Source organism: Streptococcus sp. 27098_8_103 (genome assembly GCF_041432345.1).
In the GTDB taxonomy this organism is placed as follows: domain Bacteria; phylum Bacillota; class Bacilli; order Lactobacillales; family Streptococcaceae; genus Streptococcus; species Streptococcus mitis_BV.
Genome location: NZ_JAPVZK010000023.1, coordinates 1 through 18,722, shown reverse-complemented (window position 1 = coordinate 18,722; position 18,722 = coordinate 1). Strand labels below are relative to the sequence as shown.

Genomic DNA, 18,722 nt, shown 5'->3' with positions numbered 1-18,722 from the left:
ATCATAAAGGAGAGAAACATGGATCCTAAAAAAATTGATCGTATTAACGAGCTTGCCAAAAAGAAAAAAACAGAAGGCTTGACCCCAGAAGAAAAAGTAGAACAAGCCAAACTACGTGAGGAGTACATCGAAGGTTATCGTCGCACTGTTCGTCACCACATCGAAGGGATCAAAATTGTGGACGAAGAAGGAAACGATGTTACACCAGAAAAACTACGTCAAGTACAACGTGAAAAAGGGTTACATGGCCGTAGTCTCGATGATCCAAATTCATAATAAGTATTCTTTCTTTTAACAAAGATTGATGAAACGATAACAAAACGACTAGCAGTTTGTGTCTGCTAGTCGTTTTTGAATAAAAAAGGAACCAAAATGGTTCCTAAAACTATTAATTATTAGTTACTTGCGCCAGATGTAGCGTCTGCGCCGCCACCGTGGCTTCCAGCATCACCTGCATCAGAAGCGCCAGATGTAGCGTCTGCACCACCGTGGCCTCCAGCAGGAGCTGCAGCATTTCCACCAACTAGACGTTGACCAGTTGTATTGAGGTACCAGTCAAGCCATGGTTGGAAATTAAAGATGATTTCATTGATTCCAGCATATGAACCATCTGGATAGTACATTGCTTGGTAATTATGGGTATTAATAACACCTTCAGGTGTTCCCGGCACAATTGTACGGACATATTCTTGATCCCCGTTACGCAATACGCCGACAACCCATTCAACGTTTTTCATTCTAGAATCTGGCAATGTACCGTGTACTGTCCCTAATCTATTTCCTGATTGAGAACGGACACGTTTACCAAACATTGTATCTGGGTCTTGGTGTGCGTTATTAAAGTACAAGAATTGATTATTATCATCTGCAAATGTCAATTCAAATGGCATTGCTTTCAAGAACATGTCAAGTTGGTTAACTGTCAAGATACCGTGGTCTAATTTAACGTAAGTATCTCCAGAAACAGCTCCAACAAGTTCAGCAGCTTTTTCTACCCATTCAGGATCATCTGGATCAACACCTTGGATAGTAGTTGCAATTGAATTTGTACAATATAAATCTTCTGGCTCAATTGGTTTTGGTTTTTTCAATTTTGAAACGACTCCCACATATTTTACAAAGTTGTCCAAGCATGTTTCAAGGAAATTAACAGTTCCTTCATTCGTGATATTTCCATTAACATCAAAAGCTTCTTTAGCTTTACCAAGAAGGAATTCATTTCCTGGAAGAGTGTAGGCATTGACACCTGGAGCGTCAAGAATCTTACGAAGGTGAACTTGGGCACGAGAAGTACCTTGGTCATAGTAAGAAGCACCCACAATCATGACTGGTTTGTTTTCAAATGGATGAACTTCATATGAAAGCCATTCAAGAACAGATTTTAGGGAAGCTGAGATTGTGTGGTTGTGCTCAGGAGTAGCGATGATAACACCATCAGCACGCGTAATTCTGTTATACAAGAGACGCAATTGGAAGCTTTCGTCCCATTTTTCGTCTTGGTTAAACATTGGAACTTCATCAATTTCGAGAACTTCTAATTCAAATTTGAGTTTGAAGTGACGACGGATGAATTCCAAGAGTTTACGGTTATATGATTGATCGTAGTTTGATCCTACAAGTCCAACAAATTTCATTCTTTTTGGTCTCCTATCTTACAAATTTTCCCAGTCAAAGTCTTCAGCATCTTTGCGAAGTAGGGCTTGTGCGTTGCGCAATTTTTCTGTAATTTTTACAAAGATACGGAAGTCGTCAAAAGTGGCATCTAATTTTTTGATAACATCAAGATCCACTAGATCTCCACTTGGATTGAAGGCTTGAAGAGAATGTGAAAGCAAGAATTCATCTGGAAGGACACTTGCTTTGATTTCTGGGGCATTCAAGATTTGGCGAAGTTGTAATTGGGCACGTGATGAACCAAGCGTACCATATGAAGCACCTGTAATCATGATTGGTTTGTTCAAAAGTGGATAGATACCATAAGACAACCAAGCAAGAGCGCTCATCAAAACAGCTGGGATAGAGTGGTCATACTCAGGAGTACCAATAATAACGCCATCTGCCTCTTCAATTTTAGCAGCAATTTCTAAAATTTCAGCAGGTACTTGCTTGTCAGCTGGTTTGTTGAAGACAGGAATGTCTTTAATTTCAACAAGTTCAATTTCAGCTTTTTCAGCAAAGTGTTTTTGCATGTATTGAAGCAATTGGCGGTTTGTAGAACGTTTTGAATTTGTTCCAACAATAGCAATAAGTTTTAACATGAGATTTCCTTTCTCTTTTTACATAATACAATTTTAAAACTCCATTGAAACATTTGTTTCTATAGAGTAGGAATTCCTGAAGAACAGCTTAGGTGACCTTCCTTATCGATGAGGATAGCTTCGATGCCCTCCAAACTTTCGACTTGCCAGAGGATAGAAGCAGGTCTTTCTCCAAATAGACGAGTTGTCCAGATTTCACCATCAACTGATTTATCAGAGATGATTGTTAGACTCGCTAGTTCCGTTTCAACAGGATATCCTGTTTGGCTGTCAAAAATATGATGGTAATCTTTTCCATCGACAGTCAGGTGACGTTCATAAATGCCTGAAGTCACGACAGATTTATTGACAACAGGGATGGTCATTAAGTGATTTCCCCTCGGATTGGCTGGGTCTTGAATCCCAATTTGCCAAGGCTGATCCCCTCTTGCCTGATTTTTTCCAATAGTCAGGATATTCCCTCCCAGATTGATCAAGGCAGATGTCACTCCCTCTTTTCTCAGAAATTGAGCAACTTTATCCGCACTATAACCCTTGGCTAAACAACCTAGGTCTATCTTCATTCCTTTCTGTTTTAGAAACACAGTAGAAGTAGAAGAATCTAACTCGATATAATGAGGATTGATTAAAGGGAGAATTGATTCGATTTCTTGAGGCTGGGCAACTTTGGCATCTGAAAAACCGATACGCCAGGTTTGAATCAAGGGACCAATGCTGATATTGAGATGGCTAGATGGCGCTAGGCTATGCTCTAATCCAAGTGAAATCAGTTCGAACAGGTCTGGATGAACCTTGACGGGGGCTATTCCAGCTTGATGATTGATTTCCATCAACTCAGATTCTTGGCTATTGGCATTGAAGCGGTATTCGAGCTCTCTGAGTAAATCAAAGGATTTCTGGATCAAGCTATCGGCTCGCTCATCTACTAATGAAATAGTGATAGTAGTCCCCATTAGCCGTTCGGAATGTGAACTAAGAGGCAAGCTACCAACTCCTTTCTTTTATGAAAAGAAGACTGAAATATAGTAAATTTATATTAAATTTAACCCCTTACATTTTCTTTTCATGATACTAGCATACCATAAAGTCAGCGTTTTCACAAATAAAATTTGTAAACTTGTCAAGAAATATGCTCAGAAAATAAAGAGTAATTGTAAGAAAGACTGATAAAATACAGATTATTTACATTTTTTTACAAAAAAAACGGGAAAATTAGCAAAACTCTTGTAAACGCTAACAGTAAATGTTATACTAGAGAGGTAAATTTAAAATTGAAGGTAGGAATTTTTCTATGAGTAAAATCGTTGTAGTTGGTGCTAACCACGCTGGTACAGCATGTATTAATACTATGTTGGATAATTTTGGAAATGAGAACGAAATTGTTGTATTCGACCAAAATTCTAACATCTCTTTCCTAGGATGTGGAATGGCCCTTTGGATCGGTGAACAAATTGACGGTGCTGAAGGCTTGTTCTATTCTGATAAAGAAAAATTGGAAGCTAAAGGTGCTAAGGTATACATGAATTCACCAGTTCTTTCAATAGACTATGATAACAAAGTAGTTACAGCGGAAGTTGAAGGAAAAGAGCACAAAGAATCATATGAAAAATTGATTTTCGCTACAGGTTCTACACCAATCTTGCCACCAATCGAAGGTGTTGAAATTGTTAAAGGAAACCGTGAATTTAAAGCAACTCTTGAAAACGTACAATTTGTGAAATTGTACCAAAACGCTGAAGAAGTGATTCACAAATTGTCTGATAAGAGTCAACACCTTGACCGAATCGCCGTTGTTGGTGGTGGTTATATCGGTGTTGAACTTGCTGAAGCCTTTGAACGTCTTGGAAAAGAAGTTGTCCTTGTTGATATCGTTGATACTGTTTTGAACGGTTACTATGACAAAGACTTCACACAAATGATGGCGAAGAACTTGGAAGACCACAACATCCGCTTGGCGCTTGGTCAAACTGTTAAAGCAATCGAGGGTGACGGTAAAGTTGAACGCTTGATTACTGATAAAGAAACTTTTGATGTGGATATGGTTATCCTTGCAGTTGGTTTCCGTCCAAACACAGCCCTTGCTGATGGAAAAATTGAACTATTCCGTAACGGTGCCTTCCTTGTAGACAAAAAACAAGAAACATCTATCCCAGGCGTTTACGCAGTAGGTGACTGTGCGACTGTTTATGACAACGCTCGTAAAGACACTAGCTACATTGCGCTTGCTTCAAACGCTGTTCGTACTGGTATCGTTGGTGCATATAACGCATGTGGACATGAATTGGAAGGAATCGGTGTTCAAGGATCAAACGGTATCTCAATCTACGGTCTTCATATGGTTTCAACTGGTTTGACTCTTGAAAAAGCGAAAGCTGCTGGTTACAATGCAACTGAAACAGGCTTTAACGATCTTCAAAAACCAGAATTCATGAAACATGATAACCATGAAGTAGCCATCAAGATTGTCTTTGACAAAGATAGCCGTGAAATTCTTGGTGCACAAATGGTTTCACGCGATTCTGCAATCAGCATGGGAATCCACATGTTCTCACTTGCTATCCAAGAACATGTGACAATTGATAAATTGGCATTGACAGACCTATTCTTCTTGCCACACTTCAACAAACCATATAACTACATCACAATGGCTGCCCTTACAGCTGAAAAATAAAATTTGATGAACTATCTGGCCTTAAGCTAAGGTCAGATAGTTTTTTTAGCCAATCTGTACCCACACAATTATGTTTTTTTTATCTTGTACTTCATTTTAATCTAACTTAAAATGAAATGGTAGCTACCAATATAAATAATGAGGATAAAATAAATGACTGAAAATCGTTATGAACTAAATAAAAACTTGGCACAGATGCTCAAAGGTGGGGTTATCATGGACGTTCAGAACCCTGAACAAGCCCGTATTGCAGAGGCTGCTGGTGCGGCAGCTGTTATGGCCTTGGAGCGGATTCCAGCTGATATCCGTGCAGCTGGTGGTGTTTCCCGTATGAGTGATCCAAAGATGATTAAGGAAATCCAAGAAGCGGTTAGTATTCCAGTAATGGCCAAGGTCAGAATCGGGCATTTTGTTGAAGCTCAGATTTTAGAGGCTATTGAGATTGACTATATCGATGAGAGTGAAGTTTTATCTCCAGCAGACGACCGTTTCCATGTGGACAAAAAAGAATTCCAAGTTCCTTTTGTCTGTGGGGCTAAGGATTTGGGGGAAGCCTTGCGTCGTATCGCTGAAGGTGCTTCTATGATTCGTACCAAAGGAGAACCGGGTACGGGGGATATCGTCCAAGCTGTTCGTCATATGCGTATGATGAATCAGGAAATTCGCCGTATTCAAAACTTACGAGAGGACGAACTTTATGTTGCTGCTAAGGACTTGCAGGTACCTGTAGAATTGGTTCAATACGTCCATGAACATGGAAAATTGCCAGTTGTAAACTTTGCGGCTGGAGGCGTTGCAACGCCAGCAGATGCTGCGTTGATGATGCAATTAGGGGCAGAGGGTGTCTTTGTCGGTTCAGGTATTTTCAAGTCAGGAGATCCTGTTAAACGAGCGAGTGCCATTGTCAAAGCGGTAACTAACTTCCGTAATCCTCAGATCCTAGCTCAAATCTCTGAAGATCTAGGCGAAGCCATGGTTGGTATTAATGAAAATGAAATTCAAATTCTCATGGCAGAGCGAGGAAAATAGATGAAAATCGGAATATTGGCCTTGCAAGGGGCCTTTGCAGAACATGCAAAAGTGCTAGATCGATTAGGTGTCGAGAGTGTTGAAATCAGAAATTTAGAAGATTTTCAGAAACATCAGAGTGATTTGTCGGGTTTGATATTACCTGGTGGGGAATCTACAACCATGGGCAAGCTCTTACGTGAGCAGGACATGCTGATTCCCATTCGAGAAGCCATTCTATCTGGTTTACCAGCCTTTGGAACCTGTGCAGGCTTGATTTTGCTGGCTAAAGAAATTACTTCTCAGGAAGAGAGTCATCTAGGAACTATGGATATGGTGGTCGAGCGCAATGCCTATGGGCGCCAACTAGGAAGTTTCTATACGGAAGCAGAATGTAAGGGAGTCGGTCAGATTCCAATGACCTTTATTCGTGGTCCAATTATCAGTAGTGTTGGAGAAGATGTAGAAATTTTAGCAACAGTTGACAATCAAATCGTTGCAGCCCAAGAAAAAAATATGTTGGTAACTTCTTTTCATCCAGAATTGACTGATGATGTGCGCTTGCACCAGTACTTTATCAATATGTGTAGAGAAAAAAGTTGAGATTGAATTTCTCAACTTTTTTACATGTAATAAACAATGGCGATGTATTGGAGGGCAGATGCTGCTAGGATAAAGAGATGCCAAATCATGTGGAAATAAGGTTTTTTCTTGGCGTAAAATCCAGCCCCAACAGTATAACAGAGTCCGCCAGTTACCATGAGACTCCAGAAAATTGGCGTTGTTTGACTGATAATGGCTGGAATGATAGCCAGAACCAACCAGCCCATAATCAGGTAAAGAGCAAGGCTAAATTTCTCATTGACTTTTTTAGCAAAGATTTTATAGAGAATACCAAAGATGGTCGTTCCCCATTGGATGGCAATAATTAGATAGCCAAACCAGTTATTCATTAAGGTCAAGACGACGGGCGTGTATGAACCTGCAATAGCAACATAAATCATAGAATGATCAATGATTCTCAAGACATATTTGTGGGTTGAACCATAGGCCATAGAGTGGTAAATGGTGGATGATAGAAACATGAGAAAGAGACTAATAACGAAAATGGAAACGCCGATAGATGATAAAAATCCGTGTGCCTCATAACTATAGGTGGATGAAATGGGGAGTAAGATGAGCATGATGACGGCACCCACAGCATGGGTCACGCTATTAGCAATCTCCTCTCCAAAACTGAGTTGTTTGCTGAGTTTAAGACTAGTGTTCATTTGATTACCTCCTCTTGAGTATGATGGATTAAGGCTAGAGTTTGATGATAGAGTTTAACGGTTTGGCAGCTGGTTTGGATAATGGGGTTAGCTGGATCAATTCCTTGGTTCATGTAGTTTACAAAAGCATCGTAGAGTTGGTCTGAACTTGCTTGAGTTTGTAGAGTATTAAGTGTCTGTGCTATTTCTTGAATAGAGAATACCGACTTGAGGGTTGTGATAGCAATCAAACGGGCAATTTGTTGGCGTTGGTATTTTTTCTTGTCAGGCTTTGTCAGGTAACCATGTTTCACATAATTGTTGACCATGGATGCTGTTAATACCTTGTCTTTATCTGGAGAGACAGGGGCGCAGACCTGATTGACATAGAGCAAAACCTGGTCCAGATAGAGGTCGATGTTTGGAATTTCTGCCCATTTGGGGTAGGAAAAGGTAGTTTTCATTTTCAACTCCTTTTTATCTAGTTTTAATAACTAGATTATAAAATAATAAAAATAGAAAGTCAAGTTTTAACTGCTTGTAGAAAGACTTAAATTATGCTATGATGGGAGAAACTAGTCAGAAATGAGGAGAAAAGATGGAGATTCGTTTAGCTTTTCCAAACGAAGTAGATGCCATCATGCAGGTGATGGAAGATGCTAAAAAATGTTTAGCAGATGCTGGTAGTGACCAGTGGCAAAATGGCTATCCAAATGCTGATATTATTATTGAAGATATTATCTCGGGTCAAGCCTACGTAGCCTTGGAAGAGGGAGAACTACTAGCTTATGCAGCTGTGACCAAGAGTCCAGAGGCAGTCTATGAAGCCATTTATGAAGGAAAATGGCAAGCTGGGGAGTCAGAGTACCTAGTCTTTCACCGTATTGCTGTGGCAGCAGATGTACAGGGACAGGGCGTTGCTCAAACCTTCTTAGAGGGCTTGATTGAAGGTTTTGACTATCTAGATTTTCGCTCAGATACGCATGTTGCAAACAAGGTCATGCAGCATATTTTTGAAAAACTTGGTTTTAAACAGGTTGGTAAAGTGCCTGTTGATGGCGAACGCTTGGCCTATCAAAAATTAAAGAAATAATGCAAAAGATGTACGTAAAAATGCTCTACTTTTCGCCAATAGGAACCTTGTCTTTGGTTGCCGACGAGCAATATCTGTATGGCATTTGGGTGCAGGAGCAGAAGCATTTTGAGAGAGGACTAGGAGATGAGACGATAGAAGCAGTTGTTAGTCATCCCATTTTAGACCCAGTTATTACTTGCTTAGATGCTTACTTTAAAGGTAAGTCTCAGGATTTATCCAACTTGCCCTTGGCTCCAATCGGAACGGATTTTGAAAAGCGAGTTTGGTCCTATTTACAGAGAATTCCTTATGGTCAGACAGTGACCTATGGACAAATAGCCCAAGATCTGCAAGTGGCTTCTGCTCAAGCAATTGGCGGAGCGGTAGGACGCAATCCTTGGTCTATCCTAGTACCTTGTCATCGTGTGCTGGGAGCATGCAAGCGTCTGACAGGTTATGCTGCAGGAGTGGAAAAGAAAGCTTGGCTCTTGGAGCATGAAGACGCAGATTTTAAAGATATAAACAATAGAAAGTGAAACACATGTTAGAATTTATCGAATACCCAAAATGTTCAACTTGTAAAAAAGCAAAACAAGAATTAAACCAACTCGGTGTAGACTATAAAGCTGTTCACATCGTGGAAGAAACACCTGGTCAAGAAGTCATTTTAAACTGGCTAGAGACCTCAGGTTTCGAGTTGAAGCAATTTTTCAACACCAGTGGAATCAAATACCGTGAATTAGGACTGAAAGATAAGGTAGGAAGTCTGTCAAACCAAGAAGCAGCTGAGTTGCTAGCAAGCGACGGTATGTTGTTAAAACGGCCCATTTTAGTAGAAAATGGAACTGTTAAGCAAATCGGTTATCGAAAACCTTATGAAGAATTGGGATTGAAATAGTTTTTATCTATCTCTTTGATAGATAAAATATATAACCTCCCTGTTTCAAAGTATGATAAACTAGTAGGTAGACAAAGTCTGTATCTGACCGTAGCAAATAATTTCATTGACGGCAGAAGTATGGTAGAATGAATCATTATCAGGAGAGGATGTTTTTATGAATGTTACAACGATTTTAGCATCAGATTGGTACCAAAACTTGATGCAATTGATTCCGGATGGCAAGCTTTTTAGCTTGCGTTCGGTCTTTGATGGAATTCCGAGAATTGTCCAACAACTTCCAACAACGATTATGTTGACAATTGGTGGTGCTCTTTTTGGCTTGGTTTTGGCACTTCTTTTTGCCATTGTGAAAATCAATCGTGTCAAAATTTTATATCCCTTGCAGGCCTTCTTTGTTAGTTTCTTAAAAGGGACACCGATTTTGGTGCAACTCATGTTGACCTACTACGGAATTCCTTTGGCTTTGAAAGCTCTCAATCAGCAATGGGGAACTGGTTTCAATATCAATGCGATTCCAGCCGCTGCTTTTGCGATTGTCGCCTTTGCTTTCAATGAAGCAGCTTATGCGAGTGAAACCATTCGTGCAGCCATTCTCTCAGTCAATCCTGGTGAGATTGAGGCGGCACGCAGTCTGGGTATGACCCGAGCACAAGTTTATCGTCGCGTAATTATTCCAAATGCAGCCGTTGTGGCAACTCCAACCTTAATCAATTCCCTCATCGGCTTGACCAAAGGAACTTCCCTAGCCTTTAGTGCGGGTGTTGTGGAAGTATTTGCCCAAGCTCAGATTCTGGGTGGAGCTGATTATCGTTACTTTGAGCGCTTCATCTCCGTTGCCCTTGTTTATTGGGTAGTCAATATCGGAATTGAAAGCCTCGGTCGTTTCATCGAGAGAAAAATGGCTATTTCTGCACCCGATACAGTGCAAACAGATGTGAAAGGAGACCTTCGTTAATGATTAAGATTTCGAATTTAAGCAAATCCTTTTCAGGACAGACTGTCTTGGATCATCTGGACTTAGATATTCAAAAAGGGGAAGTTGTAGCCTTGATTGGTTCTTCAGGAGCTGGAAAATCAACCTTCCTTCGTAGTCTCAATTATCTTGAAACTCCTGACAGTGGATCAATTCAGATTGATGATTTCTCAGTTGATTTTTCTAAAATCACTCAGGAAGAAATCCTGGCCCTACGCCGCAAGCTGTCCATGGTTTTCCAACAGTTTAATTTGTTTGAACGACGTACAGCACTTGATAATGTGAAAGAAGGCTTAGTTGTTGTCAAGAAATTATCTGATCAAGAAGCGACTAAGATTGCCAAGGAAGAGTTGGCTAAGGTTGGGCTTTCTGACCGTGAAAACCATTACCCTCGACATTTATCAGGTGGACAAAAGCAACGGGTTGCCTTAGCGCGTGCCCTTGCCATGAAACCAGATGTATTGCTCTTAGACGAACCAACTTCAGCCCTTGACCCAGAATTGGTCGGAGAAGTAGAAAAATCTATCGCAGATGCTGCTAAGTCAGGTCAGACCATGATTTTGGTTAGTCATGACATGTCCTTTGTAGCCCAAGTGGCTGATAAGATTCTCTTCTTAGATAAGGGGAAAATCATTGAGTCTGGAACACCGGATGAGATTATCCACCATCCGAAAGAAGAGCGGACAAAAGAATTCTTCGCTAGTTACAAACGGACTTATATTTGATATAATAGATAAAGGAAAACTCAGTTAGCTGGACTAGCTGAGTTTACTCTTTAAAAAAGATAGAAATGAGAGAAATCATGCTACTGCAACTATTTTCTTTATATTTCGAGAGTTTGATCTTGACCACCATCCTCGTCCTGATTTTTTTAGGGATTTGGATTGGACTGAGAGCCATGTCGGGAGTTGATAAGACAGCCAAGGCTCGCCAAGCCCATCTCTATGATATGATTATGATTGGTGTCTTGGTTGTTCCAGTATTATCCTTTGCGGTTATGAGTTTAATTCTTGTTTTCAAAGCATAATCCTTGCATGATTGACAAGAAAGAGTTAGAATGAAGATAGTTACAACAAGAAAGAAGGAAACTATATGTACGATACTATTATTATCGGTGCTGGACCTGCAGGGATGACTGCAGCCTTGTACGCTGCTCGAAGCAATCTGAAAGTAGCCTTGATTGAAGGTGGTCTGCCAGGTGGTCAGATGAATAATACATCTGATATTGAAAATTACCCTGGATACGCTAATATTAGTGGGCCAGAATTGGCAGAAAAGATGTTTGAACCGCTTGAAAATCTTGGTGTTGAGCACATTTATGGTTATGTTGAAAATGTCGAAGACCATGGTGATTTTAAGAAAGTGATGACTGATGACCAAACATATGAAACTCGTACCGTTATCGTAGCGACTGGCTCTAAACACCGTCCTTTGGGAGTACCTGGAGAAGAAGAACTGAACAGTCGTGGTGTTTCTTACTGTGCCGTGTGTGATGGTGCTTTCTTCCGTGACCAAGATTTGTTGGTAGTTGGTGGCGGAGATTCAGCTGTCGAAGAAGCCCTCTTCTTGACTCGTTTTGCTAAGACTGTTACCATTGTTCACCGTCGTGACCAACTTCGTGCCCAAAAGGTTTTACAAGACCGCGCCTTTGCGAATGAGAAAATCAGCTTTATCTGGGATTCTGTAGTGAAGGAAATCAAGGGTGAAAACAGAGTAGAATCTGTCGTTTTTGAAAATGTGAAAACAGGTCAAGTGACAGAACAAGCCTTCGGTGGTGTCTTTATCTATGTTGGTTTGGACCCTCTTAGCGATTTTGTTAAAGAATTGAATATCCAAGATCAGGCTGGCTGGATTGTGACAGATAATCACATGAAAACTGCAGTTGATGGTATCTTTGCAGTTGGGGATGTTCGCTTGAAAGACCTTCGACAAGTAACAACAGCAGTTGGAGATGGAGCTATCGCTGGTCAAGAAGCCTATAAATTTATCACCGAACATAGTTAATCATAAAAAAGTTTCCAATCAGATGACTGGAAACTTTTTTTATAGTCTATTTCGGAAAACTTCGTACATGAGAATTGCTGCAGCAACACTGGCATTAAGACTTTGAACATGTCCATTCATCGGAATGGTAATCATTTCATCTACCTGTTTTTTGATGTTGCTAGAGATGCCTTTTCCTTCATTTCCGATGATGAGGGCAATTTTCCCTTTTGTATTCCACTTGTGGCAAGGAGTACCGTTCATATCTGTTCCAAAGGTCCAGAAGCCTTCATCCTTAAGTTTATCTAAGGTTTGACTGAGATTGGTCACTCGGGCGATTGGAACATGCTCAATAGCACCTGTGGCCGTTTTGGCAACGACAGGAGTAACTCCTACAGCACGGTGCTTGGGAATGATGACACCTGAAACATTGGTCGCATCGGCTGTTCTCAAGATTGAACCCAAATTATGGGGGTCGGTTAACCCGTCCAGAATTAATAGAAGTGGATTTTCTTCTTGACGTGTTTTGGCAAGGATGTGATCTAGTTCGCTATAGGCAAATTCAGACACTCGTAGAACAAAACCTTGGTGAGCAGCACCTTCAGTCATCTCAGAGAGGGATTTTTTTGAAGTCCAAGAAATGGACACCTTCTTTTCTGTAGCCAGTTCCTTGACTTTCTCAAGATTCTTACCTCGTAGGTCTTCTTGGAGGTAGAGTTTGTTGCCAGTATTTGCAAGGAGGGCTTCGGTAACGGCGTGGACGCCATAGACAATATCATTTGTTTTCATGCCTCTATTATAACACAAAACCCCGTCTTGCAACGGGATTTTCTTTATTCTAGAATCAGTAAACCATCTTTAACTGCAAATGGGTCTTTTTCATTGATACGATCGTAAAACATGATACCGTTGATGTGGTCAATTTCATGTTGAACAACGATGGAGTTATAACCTTTAAGTTTGATACGGTGTTTTTCCCCATCCTTGTCAAAGTAGTCAACAGTAACGCGAGCATGGCGAACTACGTAGCCAGGCACGTTGCGGTCAACAGACAGGCAACCTTCTCCTTCACCAAGAGCAGCGTCTTGAACAGAGTGAGAGACGATTTTTGGATTGTACATAATGGCTTGCAAGTCGTAAGCTTCCTGTGGAGTTTCGCCTTCTTCGACAATATTAGGCACCAAAACAGCGATAATGCGTTTTGAGATATCTAATTGAGGAGCAGCAAGACCAACACCACCTCGGAGTCCCATCTTTTCAGCCATGACAGGATCTTGGGAATGTTTGAGGAATTGCATCATCTTTTCGCCAAGAATGATTTCTTGATCAGATAGAGGGAAAGTAACTTCCTCAGCAACCGCGCGTAGGGTAGGATTCCCTTCACGGATAATATCGTTCATATCAATTAAGTGAGCAGCTTTTGTAATACGTTCTATTGCAGACATTTTCTCTCCTTTCATTACTTCTACATGATATCACAAAATGACAAGGATTGAAAGCATTACGGCATCGAGCTTTTATAGAAAATGCCTAGTAGGTTCGATTCAATTGTGAAAGAATTACTTATCTGTGATATAATAAAAAGAAAAGGCTTGCATTAGAAAGCAGGGAGAATGAAGATGCAAAGAAGACAAGATAGATATAAACGTGGACCAGTTTTTCATTTTGTGAGGGGTTTTGTAAACTTTTTTAGGAGTTATCGTAGGTGGAGCAATAAGGGATTTGTTGCGGTCCTTTTGCTAGCAGTTGCTTTATCAATGGGCTTGGTCTTGTTGTTTGAAAGTTTCCAAGGAATCCCCTTAACCAGTCAAAAAAAGGATGCCATTTCTCAAGAAGCAAATAAGACCAATCAAAATGCTAAAGATCAGGAAGAGGAAAAAACTGCAAGAATTATGGCAAATGGGGACCTCCTCTATCATATTCCCATCTATCGTTCTGCCTTAAAAGAAAATGGAACCTATGATTTTCATGAAAATTTTGATTATGTGAAACCATGGCTCAAACAAGCAGACCTGATTATAGGTGATTTTGAAGGTACTGTAAACAAGGACCATTATTTGGCTGGTTATCCTCTCTTTAATGCACCTAGCGAAGTCATGGATGCCATCAAGGATGCTGGTTATCAAGTGCTAGACTTGGCGCATAACCATATCCTAGATTCACAAATAGAAGGTGTGGTCTCAACAGCAGATGCTATTGAGAAGGCAGGAATGACACCTATTGGAGTGTATACGCATGAGTCACGTGATCAAGCTCCACTGGTTATCAAGGAAGTGAACGGTATTAAGGTGGCACTTTTGGCCTATTCTTATGGTTTTAATGGAATTGAGCAAAGTATTTCTCAAGAAGACTATAACCGCTATCTTTCAGACCTAAATGAAGACAAGATGAAGGCTGAAATTGAACGAGCAGAGAAGGAAGCGGATATCACCATTATCATGCCTCAGATGGGTGTGGAATATCGCTTGGAACCAACTGAAGAACAAAAGGCTCTTTATCACAAGATGATCGATTGGGGAGCGGATATTATCTTTGGAGGGCACCCTCACGTAGTTGAACCATCTGAAACGGTTGAAAAAGATGGAGACAAGAAACTCATTATCTATTCAATGGGGAACTTCATTTCCAATCAACGAATTGAAACCATGCAAGATGAAGAGAATGCTAAGTGGACAGAGCGTGGCGTGCTCATGGATGTGACTGTTAAGAAAAAAGCCGGTAAGACGACAATCGAAACTGCCAAAGCGCATCCTTCTTGGGTAAATCGTACACCGAAAGGAACCTATTCTCCAGAAGGTTATCCACTTTTCCTTTACCAAACCTATATCTTAGAAGATTTTATCGAGGGTGGTAGTCATCGTGACCAGTTGGATGAAGCGACTAAGGAACGAATTGATACAGCTTATAAAGAAATGAACGAACATGTGGGATTGAAGTGGGATTAGCTTGAATCCAGAGGGAAGTAAATGACGATTAAAGTAATTGCGACAGATATGGATGGGACCTTGCTGGATGCTAGAGGCCAGCTTGATCTTCCACGCTTGGAAAAGATTTTAGATAAGTTGGATCAAAGGGGTATTCGTTTTGTCATTGCGACTGGGAATGAAATTCATCGAATGAGGCAACTACTGGAGCACTTGGTCGATCGGGTGGTTCTGGTTGTTGCAAACGGTGCTCGTGTTTTTGAAAACAATGAACTGATTCTGGCTCAGACTTGGGATGATGCCATTGTCGATAAGGCTTTGGCTCATTTTAAGGGTCGAGCGTGTCAGGATCAGTTTGTTGTAACGTCTATGAAGGGTGGTTTCGTCAAAGAAGGTACGATTTTTACAGACCTTGAAAGTTTTATGACTCCAGAAATGATTGAAAAATTCTACCAACGGATGCATTTTGTGGATGAATTAACCTCTGACCTCTTTGGTGGTGTGCTCAAGATGAGTATGGTTGTTGGTGAGGAACGTTTGAGTTCGGTCTTGGAAGAAATCAATGACCTCTTTGATGGCCGTGTTCGTGCTGTATCGAGTGGCTATGGTTGCATTGATATCCTTCAAGCTGGAATTCATAAAGCATGGGGCTTGGAAGAATTACTCAAGCGCTGGGACTTGACCTCCCAACAAATCATGGCTTTTGGTGACAGTGAAAATGATGTTGAAATGCTTGAAATGGCTGGAATTGCCTATGCGATGGAAAATGCTGATGATAAAGCCAAAGCTGTGGCTACTGCTCTAGCGCCAGCCAATAGCCAAGGAGGAGTTTATCAAATCTTGGAAAACTGGTTAGAAAAAGGAGAATGAAGTGGCAGTACAGTTATTAGAAAATTGGTTACTAAAGGAACAAGAAAAAATCCAAACCAAGTATCGTCACTTAAATCAGGTTTCTGTTGTAGAGCCAGACATTCTTTTTATTGGGGATTCCATTGTCGAATATTATCCTCTGCAGGAACTATTTGGGACTTCGAAGACGATTGTCAATCGAGGCATTCGAGGGTATCAGACAGGGCTGTTATTAGAAAATCTAGATGCGCATCTGTACGGTGGAGCAGTAGATAAAATTGTCCTTTTGATTGGGACAAATGATATCGGAAAAGATGTGCCTGTGAATGAGGCTCTCAATAACCTCGAAGCTATCATACAATCCATTGCTCGCGATTATCCATTGACTGAGATTAAATTGCTTTCTATTTTGCCAGTCAATGAGGGAGAAGAGTACAAGCAGACAGTCTATATCCGCACGAATGAAAAAATTCAGAAATGGAATCAAGCCTATCAAGAGCTTGCTTCTGCCTATATGCAGGTAGAATTTGTGCCAGTTTTTGATAGTTTGACAGACCAGGCAGGTCAACTCAAAAAAGATTATACAACTGATGGGTTGCACCTTAGTGTTGCTGGTTATCAGGTTTTGACAAAATCTTTGAAAGACTATCTTTTGTAGTTAATTGCTTTCCTTTTTGCATTTTTGTGTTAGATAAGGTATAATGGTTTTATTGTCTTTTGGGGTCGTTACGGATTCGACAGGCATTATGAGGCATATTTTGCGACTCGTGTGGCGACGTAAACGCTCAGTTAAATATAACTGCAAAAAATAACACTTCTTACGCTCTAGCTGCCTAAAAACCAGCAGGCGTGACCCGATTTGGATTGCTCGTGTTCAATGACAGGTCTTATTATTAGCGAGATACGATCAAGTCTTGTCTAGCGGCTTGATAAGAGATTGATAGACTCGCGGTTTCTAGGCTTGAGTTATGTGTCGAGGGACTGTTAAACGAATACATAACCTATGGTTGTAGACAAATATGTTAGCAGATGTTTGGACGTGGGTTCGACTCCCACCGGCTCCATTGATAATTTACATTGTTTTGTAAATCTTTCTAAAACGTTGTTTTTACAACGTTTTTTATTTTATTCTTTGGTATTCTTTTGCAAAAAAAGAATACAACATTTTGTTGTATCCTAAATATTAAATCAAGTCCTGAATTTTCTTAAGTTTTTATCATATTTTCTGTTATAATTAAGGTGCCTTAAGAAAAATAATGAAAAAACTAAATGTTTTTCATATAGTTTTCATTTTTCTGTTATAATTAAGGTGCCTTAAGAAAAATAATGAAAAAACTAAATGTTTTTCATATAGTTTTCATTGTTTTAATAGTTTAAAGTCAATCTTATTTTTCTCTAATAGAAAATAATGAAAAAGTAGGTTTAGAAAGAGGTAAGTATCTATGTCTTCTCATAAAAAAGTGTCACTCTCTGAGATTAATCAATCTATCGATACTCCAAATAACAATCATTTCTGGCAAAATTTAAATGCCTTTTTAGGTCCGGGTGCTCTTGTCGCAGTTGGTTATATGGATCCAGGAAACTGGATTACCAGTGTAGTCGGTGGTGCTTCCTATAAGTATAGTCTCTTGTTTGTTATCTTGATTTCATCTCTCATTGCCATGCAACTTCAGCAGATGGCAGGAAAGCTTGGTATTGTAACCCAGATGGACCTGGCTCAAGCAACGGCTCATCATTCACCTAAATGGCTTCGTTATAGTCTATGGGTGATTTTAGAATTAGCCTTGATGGCGACAGATCTGGCAGAAGTTCTAGGTTCAGCGATTGCTCTCAATCTTCTCTTTAAGATTCCGATTATGATAGCAATTCTCTTGACCGTGTTGGATGTTTTTCTCTTATTGCTTCTGATGAAATTTGGCTTTAAGAAGATTGAAGCTATTGTGACAACACTGATTTTAACCATTCTAGCAATTTTTACCTATCTGGTAGCTTTGTCACATCCAAGCTTCCAAGGAATCGTTGAGGGTTATCTACCGAATGCAACCTTATTTGAAAGTCCCTTGCCAGGGCATGAAAGTCAATTAACCTTGGCACTAGGGATCGTGGGAGCAACGGTTATGCCCCATAACCTCTATTTGCATTCTTCCTTGTCACAAACTCGGAAAATCAATCACAAGGACAAGAATGATGTTCGAAAAGCCGTGCGCTTTATGACCTGGGATTCAAATCTCCAATTATCCTTGGCCTTTGTGGTTAACTCCCTTCTATTAATTCTCGGGGCGGCTCTCTTTTTCGGCCATGCATCTGAGATTTCTGCCTTCTCTCAAATGTATAATGCCTTGCAGGATTCTACTATTGCAGGAGCTATAGCTAGCTCGACCTTATCAACCTTGTTTGCCTTGGCTTTATTAGCCAGTGGTCAAAATTCGACAATTACGGGTACCTTGACTGGACAAATCGTTATGGAAGGTTTCTTGCATATGAGATTACCTCAATGGTTCATTCGTTTGGCAACTCGTCTCTTTGCCTTGTTGCCTGTCATGATTGTAGCGGTTCTGTTTGGTCATCAGGAAAAAACATTAGATCAGTTATTGGTTTATTCACAAGTCTTTCTTTCGATTGCTCTTCCATTTTCAATCTTCCCACTGATTTATCTAACTTCTAAGAAATCACTGATGGGAGAATTTACCAATGCCAAATGGAATACCATCCTTGGCTATATCGTTTCCATTATCTTAACAATTCTCAATGTGAAATTGTTATTTGATATTTTCTAAGAAATTCACCCGAGTTATAAAACAAGCATATAAGAAAAAAGATACCCAAGATT

Annotated in this window: 22 protein-coding genes and 1 other RNA gene; 16 read left to right on the top strand and 7 right to left on the bottom strand. The window is 40.2% G+C overall.

All coding sequences use genetic code 11. The features are described from left to right. Window positions 1-18: 18 nt before the first annotated feature. Entirely contained in the window at window positions 19-276 is a 258-nt protein-coding gene (locus tag O3599_RS07475) for a DUF896 family protein (RefSeq protein ID WP_000371299.1), read from the top strand. Window positions 277-395: 119 nt separating this feature from the next. Here the strand turns inward: O3599_RS07475 and O3599_RS07470 are convergent, their stop codons facing one another. The 3 genes from O3599_RS07470 to O3599_RS07460 are packed head-to-tail and all read right to left on the bottom strand — an operon-like array spanning window position 396 to window position 3,241. After that, entirely contained in the window at window positions 396-1,634 is a 1,239-nt protein-coding gene (locus O3599_RS07470) for an NAD(P)H-dependent oxidoreductase (RefSeq protein WP_247939112.1), read from the bottom strand. Between the two features lie 18 nt (window positions 1,635-1,652). Further along, window positions 1,653-2,258 carry an NADPH-dependent FMN reductase gene (locus O3599_RS07465; protein WP_000915951.1) on the bottom strand — a complete coding sequence of 202 codons (606 nt, stop codon included), beginning with the start codon at window positions 2,256-2,258 and terminating at the stop codon, window positions 1,653-1,655. Window positions 2,259-2,317: 59 nt separating this feature from the next. Continuing rightward, window positions 2,318-3,241: an FAD:protein FMN transferase gene (locus O3599_RS07460; protein ID WP_004256850.1), complete on the bottom strand. Its 924-nt coding sequence runs from the start codon at window positions 3,239-3,241 to the stop codon at window positions 2,318-2,320. A gap of 308 nt (window positions 3,242-3,549) precedes the next feature. On the opposite strand from O3599_RS07460, the gene nox reads away from it, so the two are divergent. From nox to pdxT, 3 genes are all read left to right on the top strand, one after another. Then, window positions 3,550-4,929: a H2O-forming NADH oxidase gene (nox, locus tag O3599_RS07455; RefSeq protein ID WP_000036778.1), complete on the top strand. Its 1,380-nt coding sequence runs from the start codon at window positions 3,550-3,552 to the stop codon at window positions 4,927-4,929. A gap of 153 nt (window positions 4,930-5,082) precedes the next feature. After that, on the top strand, window positions 5,083-5,958 hold the full coding sequence (gene pdxS, locus O3599_RS07450; protein WP_000138517.1) for a pyridoxal 5'-phosphate synthase lyase subunit PdxS: 876 nt from the start codon (window positions 5,083-5,085) through the stop codon (window positions 5,956-5,958). After that, complete coding sequence (gene pdxT / locus O3599_RS07445) at window positions 5,959-6,540, top strand: pyridoxal 5'-phosphate synthase glutaminase subunit PdxT (protein ID WP_247939113.1); 582 nt, start codon at window positions 5,959-5,961, stop codon at window positions 6,538-6,540. It abuts the gene before it with no gap. 20 nt (window positions 6,541-6,560) lie between these two features. On the opposite strand, the gene O3599_RS07440 is transcribed toward pdxT, so the two are convergent. Together O3599_RS07440 and O3599_RS07435 are read right to left on the bottom strand one after the other, a co-directional pair. Next, window positions 6,561-7,208, bottom strand: a complete 648-nt coding sequence (locus tag O3599_RS07440) for a hemolysin III family protein (RefSeq protein ID WP_001097996.1) — start codon at window positions 7,206-7,208, stop codon at window positions 6,561-6,563. Further along, window positions 7,205-7,651 carry a DUF1836 domain-containing protein gene (locus O3599_RS07435; protein ID WP_084926900.1) on the bottom strand — a complete coding sequence of 149 codons (447 nt, stop codon included), beginning with the start codon at window positions 7,649-7,651 and terminating at the stop codon, window positions 7,205-7,207. The genes O3599_RS07440 and O3599_RS07435 overlap by 4 nt, the downstream gene beginning before the upstream one ends. A 134-nt stretch (window positions 7,652-7,785) precedes the next feature. Between O3599_RS07435 and O3599_RS07430 the strand changes: the two genes are divergently transcribed. The 7 genes from O3599_RS07430 (at window position 7,786) to trxB (ending at window position 12,140) form a co-directional block, all read left to right on the top strand. Continuing rightward, on the top strand, window positions 7,786-8,280 hold the full coding sequence (locus O3599_RS07430) for a GNAT family N-acetyltransferase (protein WP_084926899.1): 495 nt from the start codon (window positions 7,786-7,788) through the stop codon (window positions 8,278-8,280). Continuing rightward, entirely contained in the window at window positions 8,280-8,798 is a 519-nt protein-coding gene (locus O3599_RS07425; protein ID WP_084926898.1) for a methylated-DNA--[protein]-cysteine S-methyltransferase, read from the top strand. The genes O3599_RS07430 and O3599_RS07425 overlap by 1 nt, the downstream gene beginning before the upstream one ends. A 5-nt stretch (window positions 8,799-8,803) precedes the next feature. Then, on the top strand, window positions 8,804-9,160 hold the full coding sequence (locus tag O3599_RS07420; RefSeq protein WP_020901892.1) for an arsenate reductase family protein: 357 nt from the start codon (window positions 8,804-8,806) through the stop codon (window positions 9,158-9,160). A gap of 157 nt (window positions 9,161-9,317) precedes the next feature. Continuing rightward, window positions 9,318-10,118 carry an amino acid ABC transporter permease gene (locus tag O3599_RS07415; RefSeq protein WP_020901891.1) on the top strand — a complete coding sequence of 267 codons (801 nt, stop codon included), beginning with the start codon at window positions 9,318-9,320 and terminating at the stop codon, window positions 10,116-10,118. Beyond that, window positions 10,118-10,861, top strand: coding sequence for an amino acid ABC transporter ATP-binding protein (locus tag O3599_RS07410; protein WP_000590965.1), 744 nt, complete (start codon window positions 10,118-10,120; stop codon window positions 10,859-10,861). Before O3599_RS07415 ends, O3599_RS07410 begins: the two co-directional genes overlap by 1 nt. A 77-nt stretch (window positions 10,862-10,938) precedes the next feature. Beyond that, window positions 10,939-11,163, top strand: a complete 225-nt coding sequence (locus tag O3599_RS07405; protein ID WP_000926599.1) for a DUF4059 family protein — start codon at window positions 10,939-10,941, stop codon at window positions 11,161-11,163. A 65-nt stretch (window positions 11,164-11,228) separates the two neighbouring features. Next, window positions 11,229-12,140 (top strand): thioredoxin-disulfide reductase, encoded by a 912-nt coding sequence (gene trxB / locus O3599_RS07400; protein WP_000272298.1) that lies wholly within the window; start codon window positions 11,229-11,231, stop codon window positions 12,138-12,140. 39 nt (window positions 12,141-12,179) lie between these two features. Here trxB and rlmB read toward each other — a convergent pair whose 3' ends face one another. Both rlmB and def read right to left on the bottom strand, forming a co-directional pair. Continuing rightward, window positions 12,180-12,908, bottom strand: coding sequence for a 23S rRNA (guanosine(2251)-2'-O)-methyltransferase RlmB (gene rlmB / locus O3599_RS07395; RefSeq protein ID WP_164226725.1), 729 nt, complete (start codon window positions 12,906-12,908; stop codon window positions 12,180-12,182). 44 nt (window positions 12,909-12,952) lie between these two features. Beyond that, window positions 12,953-13,564: a peptide deformylase gene (gene def / locus O3599_RS07390; protein WP_001272956.1), complete on the bottom strand. Its 612-nt coding sequence runs from the start codon at window positions 13,562-13,564 to the stop codon at window positions 12,953-12,955. Between the two features lie 174 nt (window positions 13,565-13,738). Between def and O3599_RS07385 the strand changes: the two genes are divergently transcribed. From O3599_RS07385 to O3599_RS07365, 5 genes are all read left to right on the top strand, one after another. Further along, a complete protein-coding gene (locus O3599_RS07385; RefSeq protein ID WP_345773190.1) occupies window positions 13,739-15,064 on the top strand; it encodes a CapA family protein in 1,326 nt (441 codons plus the stop codon). 21 nt (window positions 15,065-15,085) lie between these two features. Continuing rightward, window positions 15,086-15,913, top strand: coding sequence for an HAD family hydrolase (locus tag O3599_RS07380; RefSeq protein WP_084926896.1), 828 nt, complete (start codon window positions 15,086-15,088; stop codon window positions 15,911-15,913). Window position 15,914: 1 nt separating this feature from the next. After that, entirely contained in the window at window positions 15,915-16,550 is a 636-nt protein-coding gene (locus O3599_RS07375; protein WP_000290665.1) for an SGNH/GDSL hydrolase family protein, read from the top strand. Window positions 16,551-16,611: 61 nt separating this feature from the next. After that, window positions 16,612-16,959: a transfer-messenger RNA gene (gene ssrA, locus O3599_RS07370) on the top strand. Between the two features lie 375 nt (window positions 16,960-17,334). After that, window positions 17,335-18,669 (top strand): Nramp family divalent metal transporter, encoded by a 1,335-nt coding sequence (locus O3599_RS07365; protein ID WP_000094601.1) that lies wholly within the window; start codon window positions 17,335-17,337, stop codon window positions 18,667-18,669. The last annotated feature ends 53 nt before the right edge of the window (window positions 18,670-18,722 follow it).